General features: G+C 70.4%; 12 protein-coding genes. 7 read left to right on the forward strand and 5 right to left on the reverse strand.

Annotated features, from left to right (window positions below):
* Positions 1–35: 35 nt before the first annotated feature.
* Positions 36–1673 (reverse strand): helix-turn-helix domain-containing protein, encoded by a 1638-nt coding sequence (locus ABZV58_RS26965; RefSeq protein ID WP_355002952.1) that lies wholly within the window; start codon positions 1671–1673, stop codon positions 36–38.
* 136 nt (positions 1674–1809) lie between these two features.
* Here ABZV58_RS26965 and pruA point away from each other — a divergent pair, with 136 nt between their 5' ends.
* The 4 genes from pruA to ABZV58_RS26985 all read left to right on the forward strand — a co-directional run bounded on the left by pruA (position 1810) and on the right by ABZV58_RS26985 (position 6671).
* A complete protein-coding gene (pruA, locus tag ABZV58_RS26970; protein ID WP_355002953.1) occupies positions 1810–3483 on the forward strand; it encodes an L-glutamate gamma-semialdehyde dehydrogenase in 1674 nt (557 codons plus the stop codon).
* Positions 3483–4448, forward strand: a complete 966-nt coding sequence (locus ABZV58_RS26975; RefSeq protein ID WP_355002954.1) for a proline dehydrogenase family protein — start codon at positions 3483–3485, stop codon at positions 4446–4448. The genes pruA and ABZV58_RS26975 overlap by 1 nt, the downstream gene beginning before the upstream one ends.
* Positions 4449–4627: 179 nt before the next feature.
* Positions 4628–6076, forward strand: coding sequence for an amino acid permease (locus tag ABZV58_RS26980; RefSeq protein WP_355002955.1), 1449 nt, complete (start codon positions 4628–4630; stop codon positions 6074–6076).
* Between the two features lie 34 nt (positions 6077–6110).
* Entirely contained in the window at positions 6111–6671 is a 561-nt protein-coding gene (locus ABZV58_RS26985) for an Lrp/AsnC family transcriptional regulator (protein ID WP_355002956.1), read from the forward strand.
* Between the two features lie 58 nt (positions 6672–6729).
* Here the strand turns inward: ABZV58_RS26985 and ABZV58_RS26990 are convergent, their stop codons facing one another.
* Positions 6730–8415 (reverse strand): glycerol-3-phosphate dehydrogenase/oxidase, encoded by a 1686-nt coding sequence (locus ABZV58_RS26990; RefSeq protein ID WP_355003094.1) that lies wholly within the window; start codon positions 8413–8415, stop codon positions 6730–6732.
* Between the two features lie 133 nt (positions 8416–8548).
* On the reverse strand, positions 8549–10063 hold the full coding sequence (gene glpK, locus ABZV58_RS26995; protein WP_355002957.1) for a glycerol kinase GlpK: 1515 nt from the start codon (positions 10061–10063) through the stop codon (positions 8549–8551).
* Positions 10064–10202: 139 nt separating this feature from the next.
* Here glpK (ABZV58_RS26995) and ABZV58_RS27000 point away from each other — a divergent pair, with 139 nt between their 5' ends.
* The 3 genes from ABZV58_RS27000 (at position 10203) to ABZV58_RS27010 (ending at position 13068) form a co-directional block, all read left to right on the forward strand.
* Positions 10203–10976 (forward strand): IclR family transcriptional regulator, encoded by a 774-nt coding sequence (locus tag ABZV58_RS27000; protein WP_355002958.1) that lies wholly within the window; start codon positions 10203–10205, stop codon positions 10974–10976.
* A 64-nt stretch (positions 10977–11040) separates the two neighbouring features.
* On the forward strand, positions 11041–12558 hold the full coding sequence (gene glpK, locus ABZV58_RS27005) for a glycerol kinase GlpK (protein ID WP_355002959.1): 1518 nt from the start codon (positions 11041–11043) through the stop codon (positions 12556–12558).
* A 129-nt stretch (positions 12559–12687) separates the two neighbouring features.
* Positions 12688–13068 carry a DUF1304 domain-containing protein gene (locus ABZV58_RS27010; protein ID WP_355002960.1) on the forward strand — a complete coding sequence of 127 codons (381 nt, stop codon included), beginning with the start codon at positions 12688–12690 and terminating at the stop codon, positions 13066–13068.
* A gap of 39 nt (positions 13069–13107) precedes the next feature.
* Here ABZV58_RS27010 and ABZV58_RS27015 read toward each other — a convergent pair whose 3' ends face one another.
* Both ABZV58_RS27015 and ABZV58_RS27020 read right to left on the reverse strand, forming a co-directional pair.
* Positions 13108–14331, reverse strand: a complete 1224-nt coding sequence (locus tag ABZV58_RS27015; protein WP_355002961.1) for a cytochrome P450 — start codon at positions 14329–14331, stop codon at positions 13108–13110.
* Between the two features lie 13 nt (positions 14332–14344).
* Complete coding sequence (locus tag ABZV58_RS27020) at positions 14345–15595, reverse strand: cytochrome P450 (RefSeq protein ID WP_355002962.1); 1251 nt, start codon at positions 15593–15595, stop codon at positions 14345–14347.

Below are 15595 nucleotides of genomic sequence, written 5' to 3' on the forward strand. Positions count from 1 at the left end.
CACACGCGGGTGCCACCGGGACACCCCGGTCGACGTCATGCCGGGCTGGTGCGGCGGTGGAGGGCGAGTTGGAGTTCCAGTAGGAGGCGGTTCGCAGGGTCGGCGAGGGCGACACCGGTGATGGCCTCGGCGCGGCGCAGCCGGTAGCGCAGCGTGTTCGGGTGCACCCGCAGGGTCGAGGCCGCGCGCCGCACGTCGCCGTGCTCGCGCAGGTAGCCTTCGACGCTCTCGCCGAGATGTGCGCCGTGGTCGCGATCGTAGTCGAACAGCGCCCGCAGCCGCGGGTCGTGCAATTCGGCTCGGGTGGCGAGCAAATCGAGGATCTCTCCGAGCAGCACGGCGGTGCGGGATTCGGCGAGGGTGGTCACCCGGCCGTGCGGGAAGGTGGCCGCGGTGCTGTCCAGCACCCGGTCGACCTCGGCGCGCGCGGCGGCCACCTGGGTGAGGTCGGCGACCGGAATGGCGATGGCCGCGCGCAGGATCGCCCCGCGCCCGGTCTCCAGCTGGTCGACCAGCTGCCGGGTCCACGCCGTGACCGACGGCGCGGACCGATACCCGGGCAGCAGCACGTAGACGCGGTCGCCGAGCACGGTCGCGATCGAGTCGGCCCGAAACGAGCTCGCGTGCAAGCGGATCACACTGCCGATCTCCGAATGCTCCGCGCCCGCGGGCGCGTTCAAGGCGAATCCGACGACGGCCGCCGGCCCACGCACGGGAATGCGCAGTGCGCCTGCCACGGACGGGATGTCGACGCCCTCGCCGTGCGCACCGAAAAGCCTATGCAGCAACAAGGTTTCGGTCGACGGCGCGTCCAAGGCCCGCGCGATGATGCGGGCGGCGACGGCGGCCGCGCCGCGCAGCACCTCCGCGGCATCCGGTTTGAACGGCCGGTCCCCCTGCTGCAACCAGATCGAGCCGAGCGTGCGCGACCGGCCGTCGGCGGCCGTGGCGTGAATGCCGACGACCAAGCGGCGCTTGATGTTCAGCTCCGCGCGCGCGGGCAGGTCGATCACCTCGTCGCCGCGGCGCAGCCGGTCGAACACGCCCCAGTCCTGGAGCACCCGCAGGTAGTCGCGCGGTCCCTCGCGGCCGAGGATGGACAGGATGCGCAGTTCGTCGGCCGATTCGTCGGAGGCGGAATAGGCCAGCACGTGCGAGTGCGCGTCCTCGATCGAGACCATGCCGCCCGCGTTCTGCGCGACGATCTGGGCCAGCCCGAACAGGTCGGTATCGGTGGTCAGCGGGTCCTCGGCCGGTCCGCCGCGGCCCGCCCGGTCGAGGACGCGGCGCACCAGCGCGAGCACCGTGTCCCAGCGGGCCCTGCGGTCGACGACGACCACGGCGACCCGCGAGCGCCGAGCGGCCGCGCGCACCGCGGCGGATTCCGCGGTCGACTTGAGCAGCACCGCCCGCGGACGCCGCTCCGGCGGTCGGGCGGCCAGCTCGTCCAGCCAGGCCAGCACCGCGGACTCCGGCACGCCGACCAGCAACGACATATCCGCCGGAACCGAAGGCGACTCGCCGAGGTCGTCGCCGTCCAATAGCGCCACTGAGCGGATCGCGACCGCGTCACCGTCGGGCGCTTCGACCGGATCGGTGACGGTGCTGTCGAGCGCGTCGAGCAGTTCGCGCAGCGGCACACCCGCCGGACGGTTCGGTTCCTCGGTGACCACGCTCACACCTTCCCGCCCGATCGGCTTCGGCCGACCGGACAACAACTCCACCCCATCTTTGTCCCATCGGCCGATCCGGCGCGGGGCTTTCGCGGAGTTGACTGCGCTGACCAGCTCCGACCAGGCAGGAGGATCCATGGACGCCATCGCGACCACACCCACGCCCGTCAACGAACCCGTCGGCAGCTTCGCCCCCGGCACACCCGAACGGGGGCGGCTGCGTGCCGAACTGACCAAGCTCGCCGCGACGCCGACCGAGGTACACCACGTCATCGGCGGTAAGCATCGCCGCACGGCCGGACCGGTCGTCGAAGTGGTGCAGCCGCACCGGCACGCCGCGGTGCTCGGCACCCTCACCTTCGCCGAGGCCCGCGACGTCCAGGACGCCATCGAGGCAGCCGCCGCGGCCGCACCGGGCTGGCGTGCGCTCTCGTTCGAGGACCGGGCCGCGGTGTTCTTGCGCGCCGCCGATCTGCTTGCCGGGCCGTGGCGGGAAACCCTCGCCGCGGCGACGATGCTCGGTCAATCCAAGACCGCGTACCAGGCCGAGATCGACGCGCCGTGCGAACTGGTCGACTTCTGGCGGTTCAACGTGCACTTCGCGCGCCAGATCCTGGCGGAGCAGCCGATCTCCACGCCGGGCGTGTGGAATCGGCTGGAGTACCGGCCGTTGGAGGGCTTCGTCTACGCGATCACCCCCTTCAACTTCACCGCTATCGCGGGCAATCTGCCGACCGCGCCCGCGCTGATGGGCAACACCGTGCTGTGGAAGCCCGCGCCGACCCAGGCGGTGGCCGCGTACTGGACGATGAAGCTGCTGGAGGCTGCGGGGCTGCCGCCCGGCGTGATCAACCTGGTGCACGGGGCGGGTCCGGAGGTCTCGGACGTGGCGCTGGCCGACCCGCGCCTGGCCGGTGTGCATTTCACCGGATCCACCGCGACCTTCCGCCACCTGTGGCGCACCGTGGCGACGAATCTCGATCGCTATCAAGGCTATCCGCGTCTGGTGGGTGAGACCGGCGGCAAGGACTTCGTGCTCGCGCACGCCTCCGCCGACCCGGACGTGCTCACCACGGCGCTGCTGCGCGGGGCGTTCGACTACCAGGGCCAGAAGTGCTCGGCCGCCTCGCGCGCGTTCATCCCGAAATCGGTGTGGGCGAGGATGGGCGCCGACCTGGTCGACAAGGCGAACGCGCTGACCTACGGCGACGTCACCGATTTCGGCAACTTCGGCGGCGCGCTCATCGATCGCCGCGCCTTCGACAAGAATGCCGAGGCCATCGCCCGGGCGAAGGCGACGCCGGGTCTGACCATCGCGGCGGGCGGCCGCACCGACGACAGCGTCGGCTATTTCGTCGACCCGACCGTGCTGCTCGGCGACGATCCCACCGACGAGGCGTTCCGCACCGAGTACTTCGGACCGATCCTGGCGGTGCACGTCTACGACGACGCGGCGCCCGGATCCTTCGCCGCGGCGATGGAATTCGTCGACCGTGGCGCGGCCTACGGGCTCACCGGCTCGATCGTCGCCGACGACCGCGCCGCCGTGGCGGCGGCCACCGACCGGCTGCGCTTCGCCGCGGGCAACTTCTACGTCAACGACAAACCGACCGGCGCCGTGGTCGGCCAGCAGCCGTTCGGGGGGTCTCGCCTGTCGGGCACCAACGACAAGGCGGGCTCGCCGCAGAACCTGCTGCGCTGGGTCTCGCCGCGCACCATCAAGGAGACCTTCGTGCCGCCCACCGACCACCGCTACCCGCACCAGGCCGCGGCTGCTCCCACGTCCGATGCCGAGACGGAGGTGCGGTGATGCCCGCCGGACTGCTGCGGCCCGCCCTGCTCGCGGCGGCCCGCTCCCCCAGGCTGGAGCGCGGCGTCACGCGGATGCGCGCCACCCGCTCGCTGGTCGACCGCTTCGTCGCGGGCTCGACCGAGCCGCAGGCCATCGCCGCCACCGGAGCGCTGCGGAGTACCGGCCGATTCGTCACCATCGACTACCTCGGCGAAGACACCACCGACCTCGCCCGGGCACGCGACACCGTGGCACACTACCGTGCACTGCTCACGGCGCTCGCCGAACTGCCCGACACCACCGGGCCGGGAACCGTAGGCGCGCTGGAGGTTTCGCTGAAACTCTCGGCGCTCGGCCAATCCCTGCCGCGCGACGGACACCGGATCGCGCTCGACAACGCCCGCGAGATCTGCGCCGCCGCGCACGACGCGCGGGTCGCGGTCACCGTCGACGCCGAGGACCACACCACCACCGACTCGACGCTGTCGATCGTGCGGGATCTGCGGGTGGACTTCCCCGGCACCGGCACCGTGCTCCAGGCCTACCTGCGGCGCACCGAGGCCGACTGCCGCGACTTCGCGGGCCCAGGGTCGCGCATCCGGCTGTGCAAGGGCGCGTACCGGGAGCCGGAGTCGGTGGCCTACCAGTCGACCGCCGAGGTGGACGCCGCCTACCTGCGGTGCCTGCGGATCCTGATGGACGGCGCGGGCTATCCGATGGTCGCCACCCACGACCCGGCGATGATCGAGGCGGCCCAGCGCTACGCCGACGAGGTCGACCGGAAGGCGGACGAGTTCGAGTTCCAGATGCTCTACGGCATCCGCGACGCCGAGCAGCGCCGCCTCGCCGCGGACCGCCATCGAGTGCGGGTCTATCTGCCCTACGGCGACCAGTGGTACGGCTACTTCATGCGCAGGCTCGCCGAACGGCCCGCCAACCTGGTGTTCTTCCTGCGCGCCTTGGCGCCCGCCAACCGGCGCTGACCATCGAACCGACCGCCCGGGTTGTCCAGTCGGACAACCCGGGCGGAACATTATTTATCCAACTCACCGATCACACCGTGTTCGTGGTCCGATTAGCTGACTGCCACCAGTGTGATCTGCGTTACCGCGCGTGTCCCGCGACCCGGGCGCGCCGAAACGCAGCGGAGAAAGGAACCCGCATGTCCCTCGCGGAGTTGCGCCACCAGATGTTGCGCCGCAAACCCCTCGTCGAAGTCGAGGACGAGACGCCCACCGACGAACGGTTGGCCAAACACCTCGGCGTATGGCAACTCACCGCGATCGGCGTCGGCGGCATCATCGGCGCGGGCATCTTCACCCTGGCGGGCAGCGTCGCGAACAAGACCACCGGTCCGGCCGTGCTGCTGTCCTTCCTGGTCGCGGGCCTGGCCAGCGCGGCGGCCGCGCTGTGTTACGCGGAGTTCGCCGGCATGGTGCCGAAGGCGGGATCGGCCTACACCTACGGCTACGTCTCGCTGGGTGAGTTCGTCGGCTGGTTCATCGGGTGGGATCTGCTGCTGGAGTACATCGCCGTCGCGGCGGTCGTCGCGATCGGCGTCTCCGGGTACTTCGGGTTCCTGCTCGATCAGGTGGGCCTCACGCTGCCCGACTGGATGCTCGGCGCCTCCGGCACCGGCGAGGGCCACGTGGTGGACGTGTTCGCGATGGTGTTCTGCCTCGGCACGGCGTGGGTGCTCTCGCGCGGCATCCGCAGCGTCGGCCGGTTCGAGACGGTGGCCGTCGGCATCAAGGTCGCCCTTGTCCTGCTGATCATCGTGCTCGGCGTCTTCCAGATCGACAGCTCGAACTACACCCCGTACTTCCCGTACGGCACCGGCGCGGTGATGACGGGCGCGGCCACGGTGTTCTTCGCCGTGTTCGGCTACGACGCGATGAGCACGGCGGCCGAGGAGTCGGTCGACGGCAAGAAGCACCTGCCCAAGGCGATCCTGTACTCGCTGGCCATCGCGATGGTGCTGTACGTGCTGGCGACCCTGGTGCTCACCGGCATGCAGAAGTACACCGAGATCGACCCGGAGAGCGGCTTCTCCAGCGCCTTCGAGGCCGTTGGCATGCCGGGCATCGCCAACATCATCGCGGTCGGTGCCATCGTCGGCATCATCACCGTGGTGCTCACCTTCATGCTCGGCGTGACCCGGGTCTGGTACTCGATGAGCCGCGACGGCCTGCTGCCCGAGTGGTTCGCCAAGACCCATCCGGAGCGCAAGGTGCCGACCCGCGTGACGTGGATCGTCGGCATCGGGTCGGCCCTCCTCGCGGGCCTGCTGCCGATCAACCTGGTCGCCGAGCTGACCAACATCGGCATCCTGAGCGCATTCGTGGTGGTCTGCGTGGCGGTGCTGGTGTTCCGCTACACCCGGCCCGAGGTGCCGCGCACCTTCCGGCTGCCGTTCATGCCGGTGGTGCCGATCGTCGGCATCGTGTTCTCGGTGTGGCTGATCCTGTCGCTGCCGTGGGAGACCTGGGCGCGCTTCGGGACCTGGTTGGTGGTGGGCCTGGTGATCTACATCGGGTACTCGCGCACCCACTCCAAGCTCCAGCAGACCGCTCCCGGCGCGCACAACGCGGTCGGCTCGGTGCGTGAATGAGGGGCGGCGCGGCGAGGCCTCGAGGATTGTTCGGATGAACACTTCCGAATCGAATTGGATTCGCTACGGTGAGCCGGTGACCAGGAAAGATTCACCAGCACCACCACCTCAGGCCCCGCCGCGCCGTAGTCGCACGCCGGTCCCCCTGGACGACATCGACCGCGTTCTGCTCGACGAGCTGGCGCGCGACGGCCGCATGACCAACAACGCGCTGGCGGCCGCGGCCGGTATCGCGCCGTCGACCTGCCTCGGGCGAGTGCGGGCCCTGGTGGAGCGCGGCGTGATCCGCGGCTTCCATGCCGACATCGACCCGTCCGCGCTCGGCCGGGGCTTGCAGGCGATGATCGCCGTGCGGCTGCACGGTAATTCGCGCAAGCACCTCGCCGAGTTCGGCAGGCGGCTCGCTACGCTCGTCGAGGTGCTCAACGTGTACTTCATCGCGGGCGCCGACGACTACCTCGTCCACGTCGCCACCGCGGACACCGACGAGCTGCGCACTTTCGTGCTGAAGCACCTGAGCGCGAATCCCGCGGTGTCCTCGACGGAGACGATCCTCATCTTCGAGCACCTGCGGCCGCAGACACCGGCGCACTGAGTCATCGAACGCTCGGCGTCGTCGAACGCTCAGCCGCGACGAGCCGTTCCGTGGTCGGCTACACCGACACGCGGTCGCTTTCCGGCGCGCCCGCGATCCCGCGCGAGTCGGGCGCGCTGAGCCGGACCACGTCGGCCGACCGGTCGTCGGGCTGCTCGTTGGCGCGCAGTTCGGCCTCGACGCGCACCCGGTAGGTCTCGATCTCGCGCTCGATCCCCTCCTCGCCCCAGCCGAGGTACGGGGCGACCAGGCGCGCCACCTCGGCCGCGACCAGCACGCCGCGATCACCGGTCTCCACTGAAACCCGGGTGCGGCGGGTGAGGATGTCGTCGAGGTGCAGCGCGCCCTCGTGGGTCACCGCGTAGACGAACTCGGCCCGTAGGTAGCGGGAATTGCCCAGCGGCGCACCGAGTTCCGGCTGCGCGAGGATGATCTCGCGCAGTTCGCCGACGGCGCTGCCATAGCGGCCGAGCAGGTGCTCGACCGTGGCCAGATCGACGCCGAACTCGTCGGCGAGGCGGGCACGGGACAGCGAGAGCTCGCGGTACCCGTGCGCGCCGACCAGCGGCACCCGCTCGGTGCACGACCGGGCGACCCGCCCCGGCAGATCCGCGACGGCCGCATCGATGGCGTCCTTGGCCATCACCCGGTAGGTGGTGTACTTGCCGCCCGCGACGATCACCAGGCCCGGCACCGGCGTCGCCACGGTGTGCTCGCGCGAGAGCGCGCTGGTCTGCTCGGAGGCGCCCGCGAGCAGCGGCCGCAGCCCGGCGTAGACGCCCACGATGTCGTCGTGGCCGATGGGCTGCTCGAGCAGCCGATTCACCTGGGCGAGAATGTAATCGATATCGGCGCGGGTGGCGGCGGGGTGGGCCAGATCGTGGTCCCAGTCGGTGTCGGTGGTGCCGATGACCCAGTGGTCCTCGCTCCACGGGCACGGGATCACGAACAGCAGGCTCTTCTCGGTCTCGGTGATCAGGCCGGTCTCGGAGTCGATGCGATCGCGCGGGACGACGATGTGCACGCCCTTGGAGGTGCGGATACGGAAATCGCCCGCGCCGCCGAGCATTTCCTGGATCTCGTCGGTCCACGGCCCGGCCGCGTTGACGGTGCGCTTGGCCCGCACCGGGATGTGCCGACCGCTCTCCAGGTCGTGCACCAGCGCGCCGACGATCCGGCCGTCCTCGCGCAGGAAGTCGACGACCCTGGCGCTGGAGGCGACAAGCGCGCCGTGGCTCGCGGCCGTGCGCGCCAGCATCATGGTGTGGCGCGCGTCGTCGAGCTGGCCCTCGTAGAAGCTCACACCGCCGCGCACGGTCCCGCGCTTGGCGCCGGGGAAACGCTTCAGCGTCGCCCGCCTGCCCAGGTGCCGATGATGCTGCGGCACACCGCGTCCCGCGCCGAGCACGTCGTACACGCCGACGCCCGCGCCGACCCAGGCCCGGTCCAGACCGGGACGCTCCAGCGGGTAGACGAACTCGACGGGCTTGGCCAGGTGCGGCGCGAGGGTTTCCAGGATCAGCGAACGCTCCCGCAGCGCCTCGAAGACCAGGGCGAAGTTGAGCTGCTTGAGGTAGCGCAGGCCGCCGTGGACCAGCTTCGACGACCGGCTCGAGGTGCCGGAGGCGTAGTCGCGGGCCTCGACGAGCCCGACGCTGAGCCCACGGGTCACCGCGTCGAGCGCGGCGCCCGCGCCGACGACGCCAGCGCCGATGACCAGCACGTCCAGTTCGGTGCTCGCCATGGCGTCCAGGGCGCGGGTGCGCTCGGCCGGACCCAGTGCGACGGGGGCGGTGAGAGAACGGTCGACCATGTCGGTCTCCTTCTGTTCGAATCGTGGTGCGCGCGTGCGCATGTGGTCTGTGTGGGCGGGCGGCTCAGTGCGCGGGCGCCCAGTCGAGGGTGCGGCCGATGGCCTTGCGCCAGCCCTCGTATCCGGTGGCCCGTTGCGGCTCGGTCCATTCCGGTCGCCAGCGCCTGGATTCGCGCCAGTTCTCGCGCAATTCGTCTGTGCCGCCCCAGAATCCGACCGCCAGCCCCGCGGCGTAGGCGGCGCCGAGCGCGGTGGTCTCCGCCACCACCGGACGGCTCACCGGCACCCCGAGCACGTCGGCCTGGATCTGCATGCAGAGGTTGTTGGCGGTGACTCCCCCGTCCACCTTCAGCACCTCCAGCGCCACACCGGAGTCCTTGAACATCGCGTCGGCGACGTCGCGGGTCTGGTAGCAGATCGCCTCGAGGGTGGCGCGGGCGATGTGGGCGTTGGTCGCGTACCTGGTCAGCCCGACGATCGCGCCGCGCGCGTCGGAGCGCCAGTGCGGCGCGAACAGGCCGGAGAACGCCGGGACGAAATACACCCCGCCGTTGTCGGCGACCTCGCCGGCCAGCGTCTCGCTCTGCGAGGCGCCCTGGATGATGCCGAGTTGGTCGCGCAGCCACTGCACCGCCGAGCCGGTGACGGCGATCGAGCCCTCCAGCGCGTAGACCGGGTCCTGTCCGGCGAATTGGTAGCAGACGGTGGTGAGCAGCCCGTTCTTCGACCGAACCGGTGTGCCGCCGGTGTTGAGCAGCAGGAAATTGCCGGTGCCGTAAGTGTTCTTGGCCTCGCCCGCGGACAGGCACACCTGCCCGATCATGGCCGCCTGCTGATCGCCGACCGCCGCGGCCACCGGGATCTCGCCCGCCAGCGGGCCGTGCGCGGTGGTCCGGCCGTAGCCCGCGGGATCCGACGACGGACGGATGGACGGCAGCATGGCGCGCGGAATGTCGAACAGCGCGAGCAGTTCGTCGTCCCAGTCCAACGTTTCCAGGTTCATCAGCATGGTGCGGCTGGCGTTGGTCACGTCGGTGACGTGCACACCGCCGCGGACACCGCCGGTGAGGTTCCACAGCAGCCAGGTGTCGATGGTGCCGAACAGGGCCTCACCGCGTTCGGCCGCCGCGCGCAGGCCGTCGACGTTCTCCAGCAGCCAGCGGATCTTGCCGCCAGCGAAGTAGGTGGCTGGCGGCAGCCCGGTGCGGTGGCGGATCAGTTCGCCCGCACGGGATTCCAGCTCGGCGGCGATCCGGTCGGTGCGCGTGTCCTGCCAGACGATCGCGTTGTGGTACGGCCGTCCGGTGCGGCGGTCCCAGACCACGGTGGTCTCGCGCTGATTGGTCACGCCGATCGCGGCCAGGTCGGCGGCGCGCAGGCCGTGCGAGTTGAGCGCCGTCTGGATGACGGCCGACGTGCGTTCCCAGATCTCGACCGGATTGTGCTCGACCCAGCCGGGCCGCGGCAGGATCTGCTCGTGTTCGAGCTGGTGCTGGGCGACGACCGCGCCCGCGTGGTCGAAGACCATGAAGCGGGTGCTCGTGGTCCCCTGGTCGACCGCACCGATGAGGTCAAGCATGCGTCTCTCCGTTGCTCCGTTGTCCGGCGCGCGCGGCGGCCGGTACGCCATGCCGAAGGTAGGCAGCGGCGAAGTCCGCGACAACGGTGCGTGTTCGACAATGTCGAACGTTCTAGGTTTCCGCAGTACAGTCGAGTGCGTGCCGGGACCGATTCAGTCGATCGAACGGGCCGCCGCGATCCTGCGGGTGGTCGCCGAGGCGCCCTTCGGCGTCGGCGTCGGCGAGCTCGCCGGCGCGCTCGGCCTGCCCAAGGCGACGGCGCACGGTCTGCTGCGCACCTTGCAGCGAGTCGGCTACATCGAGCAGGACGACGCCACCGGCAAGTACCTGATCGGCGCCGCGGCCCTCGGGCTCGCCGACGCCCGGCTCGACACCAACGTGCTGCGCTCCTACGCGATGAACTGGGCCGACACCCTGGCCGCGCGGTCCGGCGAGTCGGTGCGGATCGGCGCGCTGCGCGGCGAGGGCGTGTCGATCGTGCACCACGTGTTCCGGCCCGACGGCACCGAGCAGACCCTGCGCGTCGGCATCGAACTCCCCCTGCACGCGACCGCGCTCGGCAAGGTATTGCTCGCCTACACACCGGGTTTGACCGAACGCGTCGCGAGCGCGCCGCTGCCCGCCTACACCCGGCGCACGGTGACCGCCCCGCGCGCCGTGCACGCCGAGATCGCGCGGGTGCGCGCGCAGGGCCACGCCGAGGACGTCGCCGAGTTCGCCTTCGAGCGGGCGTCGGTGGCGGCGCCGCTGCGCGACGCGGGCGGACGGGTGGTCGGCGCGCTCGGCGTTGTCGGCGCCGTCGACCGGGTGATCGATCCCGGCGTCCGTCCCAAACTCGTCGAGCTGGTGCGCGCGACCGCGGGCGCCATCTCCCGTGACCTGGGCGCCGACCGTCCACGGGTGCGCCCATGAGCGAGCGAATCGTGTACCAGCGCGCATCGCGCATGCCGGAGCCGAGCGCCAGCGAGGCGCAGGCATGAGCGCCGAACGGGGCCGCAACCGCTACGTGATGGCCATCGACCAGGGCACGACGTCGAGCCGCTCCATCCTGTACGACGCTGCGGGACAACTGGTTTCGATCGCCCAGCGCGAGCACCGGCAGCTGTATCCGGCGGCGGGCCGGGTCGAGCACGACGCCGCGGAGATCCGCCGCAATGTCGCGACGCTGGTCGATCGGGTGATCGCCAAGGCGGGCGTCGCCGCCGACCAGGTGGTGGCGATCGGCATCGCCAACCAGCGCGAGACGACGGTGCTGTGGGACAGGGAGACCGGCGCGCCTGTCGGCAACGCGATCGTCTGGCAGGACACCCGCACCGAGGAACTCGTCGCCCGGCTCGCGCGCAGGCCAGAGGCCGAGGAGGTGGTCCGGCACTGCGGATTGCCGCTGCTGAGTTACTTCGCGGCCCCGCGCATCCGGTGGCTGCTCGACCGCGACGAGCGGCTGCGCGAACGCGCCGAAAAGGGTTCGGTGCTGTTCGGCACGATGGACAGCTGGCTGATCTGGAACCTCACCGGCGGCCCGCGCGGCGGTGTGCACGTCACCGATGTCACCAACGCCGGGCGCACCATGTTGATGAACCTCGCCACCCTGGACTGGGACGACCGGCTACTCGACTTCTTCGGCATCCCGCGGGCGATGCTGCCCGAAATACGGTCCAACGCCGAGGTATACGGCCGCACGGCGGCGGGCATCCCGATCGCGGCCGCGCTCGGCGACCAGCAGGCGGCGCTGTTCGGTCAGACCTGCTTCGCCGCGGGCGAGGCCAAATGCACCTACGGCACCGGCAGTTTCCTGCTCAGCAACACCGGGACCACGCCGGTGCGCTCCACGCACGGGCTGCTCACCACGGTGGCGTTCCGGATCGACGGCGAACCCGCCAGCTACGCGCTGGAAGGTTCGATGGCCGCCACCGGGACGCTGGTGCAGTGGCTGCGTGACCGGCTCGGGCTCATCGACGCCGCGCCCGAGATCGAAACGCTCGCAAGCACTGTCGAGGACAACGGCGGCTGCTACGTGGTGCCCGCGTTCTCCGGCCTGTTCGCGCCGCGCTGGCGATCCGAGGCCCGCGGCGTGATCGCGGGGCTCACCTCCTACATCACCAAAGGGCATCTGGCCCGCGCGGTGCTCGAGGCCACCGCGTGGCAGACCAGGGAGGTGGTCGACGCGATGAACGCCGACACCGGCTACGCCCTCACCGAACTGCGCGTCGACGGCGGCATGACCTCGAACAATCTGCTCATGCAACAGATCTCGGACGCGCTGGGCGTGCCGGTGGAGCGGCCGCTGTTCTCCGAGACGGTGTCCCTCGGCGCGGCATACGCGGCGGGTCTCGCCGTCGGGCTGTGGCCCGATATGACGGGTCTGCGCAGCAACCGCCGCACCGCGAGCCGGTGGCTGCCGACCATGCCGGACGAGCGCCGAGATCGGGAGTACCGCCGCTGGTCGCGGGCCGCCGAACTCACCTACAACTGGAACGAACCTGGCGAGTCGTGAACCGCGCGCGTGGCGCGACGGCGCGTCGGTGGGACGTTCGCCGTACCGGCGCTACGGTGCTGGAAGCACAAGGCTCGACTACATCCGGTACATCGCGTCGCCGCATCGGCGCCCACCGAGGAGGGGCAGTTGCTCACCGTCCAGATACTCGCCGTGCTCGCGGCGCTGCTGCACGGCTACATCTTCGTGCTCGAATCGCTGCGATTCGCCGAGCCGAAGGTGTACGCGGGGACGTTCTACGTCGAGCGCGAGGATCTGGGGGCCGTCCAGCCCTGGGCCTTCAACCAGGGCTGGTACAACCTGTTCCTCGCGATCGGCACGTTGATCGGCGCGCTGCTGCTGCCCACGCTCCCGCAGGCGGGCTGGGCGCTGCTGCTGATCGGTTGCGGTTCGATGATCGCCGCGGCGGGCGTCTTGGTGGCGAACGACCGGCGTTTCGTCAAAGCCGCCCTGATCCAGGGGACGCTGCCCGCGCTCACGCTGATCACGGGCCTCATCACCCAGCTCTGAACGCGGGGAGGGTCGCCGAAGCGGCCCTCCCCCACCCGGTTACGGGTTCAGATGAACCGGCAGGCGGCGGTGGCCGTTGGAGATGAAGCTGGGCACCGAGCCCAGTTCCCCCGGCTCGGCGGCCAGTTCCATCTTCGGGAACCGCGCGAAGATCGCGGGCAGCGAGACGGCGGCCTCCATGCGGGCCAGCGGAGCGCCCAGGCAGTGGTGCGCGCCGTAACCGAAGGCGAGGTGCTCCTTGGTCGCGCGGTGCACGTCGAATTCGTCGGCGGTGTCGCCGTGCAGCTTCGGATCCCGGTTGGCCGCCACGTAGGACGCCAGGATCGGCTCCCCCTTGGCGATGCGCGCACCGTCGAGTTCGATGTCGTCGACCGCGAAACGCAGCGGCAGGTGCGCGACCGGAGCCTCGAACCGCAGCGCCTCCTCGATCAGATCGCTCCACGCGGCCCGCTCCTCGACCACGTCGGCGCGCTGCTCCGGCCGGGTCAGCAGCGCGAAGATGGCCTGGTCGAGCAGGTTCACCGTGGTCTCGTGGCCCGCGCTGATGACGAGCAGCAGCGTGTCGATCAGCTCCTGCTCGGTGAGCTGGGCGCCGTCCTCCTCGTCGCGGTGCGAGATGAGCAGGCTGGTCATGTCGTCGCCGGGGTGCTCGCGCCGGTAGGCGACGAGTTCACCGAGGATCCGGTACATCTCCATGTAGTTGGCCTGCGACTGCTCGGGAGTGAGCGAGGTGTCGAAGATGCCGTCCACACAGGTGCGCAGTCCGGCGTTCAGCGCCTCCGGCACGCCCATCAGTTCCGAGATCACCTGGATCGGCAGCGGATACGCGAAACCCTCGCGCAGGTCCACCGGTTCACCGGCCGGGGCGGCGGCGAGCTCGTCGAGCAGCGCCGCGGTGATGGCCTCGATGCGCGGGCGCATGGCCTCGGTGCGGCGATGGGTGAACGCGGGCGCCACCAGTTTGCGTAGCCGCCGGTGGTCAGCGCCGTACGCGGTGAACATGTTGTTCACGGCGACCCATAGGAACAACGGCCAGTCCTGCGGGATCTCGCCGTTGATGAACGGGGGCCAGTGCTGGCGCGCGTCCTTGGACACTCGGGGGTCGACGAGCAGCTTCTTCAACAGTTCGGCATCGGTCACCGACCACGCCCGCACACCACCGGGCAACTCGACGAGCACGACCGGCCCGCGGGCACGGATACGCGCGGACTCACCCTGGATATCGGCGCCGGTGGGATCGAGGACAAGGGGCTGACTGTCCATCGGGGCACTCTCCTTAATACAGGTTCAGCGGAGGGGATTTCGGGAAGGTGACCGGAAGGGACACCAGAGCTCGATGGAAAGGCCCAGGGCGGTAGGTCAACTGATCGACGGGCACCGCGAGCCGCATCTCGGGCAGCGCGTCGAGCAGCTGGTCGATCGCGTCCTGCGCGATCAGATAGGCCGCCGACTTCGCCGGGCAGGCGTGCGGACCCGCGCTCCACGCCAGATGCGAACGGTTGTCGGTGTAGTCGCCCGCGTCGATCGCCGGATCGTTGTTGCACGCCGACATGCTGATCACCACCGGCTGGTGCGCGGGCAGCCAGGCGCCGTCGATCAGGATGGGCTGCTTCGGATACGAGACGCAGTAGTTGGCCATCGGCGGGTCGGTGAACAGCACCTCGTCCAGCGCGTCGCGGGTGGACAGGCTGCCGCCCAACAGGTTTCCGGCGAAGCGGTCGTCGGTGAGCATGAGCAGCAGCGTGTTCACGATCAGGTTTTGCTCCGGCTCGATGCCCGCGCCGTAGAGGGTGACCAGCTGGTGGATCATCTCCACGTCGTCGAGTCCGGCCGCGTGGCCGAGCAGCCGGGAGACGATGTCGTCGCCGGGTTCGTTTCGTTTGCGGGTGGTCAGCTCGAGCAGGGCGTCGGTGAGCATGGCGTTGCCCTTGTCCGCGTTCACGCCCTCGAAGATGGCGGCCATGCCGGTGGCCACCTGCTGGCCGATATCGGCCGGGCAGCCGAGCATCTCGTTGAGCACGGCGAACGCGAGCGGGAAGGCGTACTGGCTGATCAGGTCCGCCGCCCCGTCGGCGCAGAAGGCGTTGATCAGCGGGACGGCGACCCGCTCGATCGTGGCGTGCATGGCGTGCAGATCCACCTCGGCGATCGCCGCGAGGTTGGCCTGCCGGTAGCGCGTGTGCTCGAGACCGGCGCTGCGCAGCGCGTTGGGGCGCCATTCCAGCATCGGCAGGATCGGGCATTCGCCGGGAACGTTCTGCTGCCAGGCCCGCGGATCGGCCGGAAAGTGCTCGGGATCGTTGAGGATTCGCAGCGCGGTGTGGTATCCGATCACCAGGGTGGCGGGGATGCCAGGCGCCAGATCGACCGGCGCGAGCGAGCCGAACTGGCGGCGCATCTGCCGGTAGACGCGGTGCGGGTCGGCGGCGAACTCCTCGGTGTACAGCGGCACCCGCGGGCCGTCGGTGTCGATCGGCGAACCGTGCGGAACGGGGCAGACACCCGCGGGCGCCGTGTGCGGAGGCAT

The sequence above is a fragment of the Nocardia sp. NPDC004654 genome (assembly GCF_040609595.1).
Taxonomy (GTDB): domain Bacteria; phylum Actinomycetota; class Actinomycetes; order Mycobacteriales; family Mycobacteriaceae; genus Nocardia.

Excerpts from the sequence above, each read along its gene's own strand:
- glpK (WP_355002959.1), top strand. The coding sequence starts at position 11,041 with ATGAGCGCCGAACGGGGCCGCAACCGCTACGTGATGGCCATCGACCAG.
- ABZV58_RS26975 (WP_355002954.1), top strand. The coding sequence starts at position 3,483 with ATGCCCGCCGGACTGCTGCGGCCCGCCCTGCTCGCGGCGGCCCGCTCC.
- ABZV58_RS26990 (WP_355003094.1), bottom strand. The coding sequence starts at position 8,415 with ATGGCGAGCACCGAACTGGACGTGCTGGTCATCGGCGCTGGCGTCGTC.
- ABZV58_RS26980 (WP_355002955.1), top strand. The coding sequence starts at position 4,628 with ATGTCCCTCGCGGAGTTGCGCCACCAGATGTTGCGCCGCAAACCCCTC.
- glpK (WP_355002957.1), bottom strand. The coding sequence starts at position 10,063 with ATGCTTGACCTCATCGGTGCGGTCGACCAGGGGACCACGAGCACCCGC.
- pruA (WP_355002953.1), top strand. The coding sequence starts at position 1,810 with ATGGACGCCATCGCGACCACACCCACGCCCGTCAACGAACCCGTCGGC.
- ABZV58_RS27015 (WP_355002961.1), bottom strand. The coding sequence starts at position 14,331 with ATGGACAGTCAGCCCCTTGTCCTCGATCCCACCGGCGCCGATATCCAG.
- ABZV58_RS27020 (WP_355002962.1), bottom strand. The coding sequence starts at position 15,595 with ATGCCTCCGCACACGGCGCCCGCGGGTGTCTGCCCCGTTCCGCACGGT.
- ABZV58_RS26985 (WP_355002956.1), top strand. The coding sequence starts at position 6,111 with ATGAACACTTCCGAATCGAATTGGATTCGCTACGGTGAGCCGGTGACC.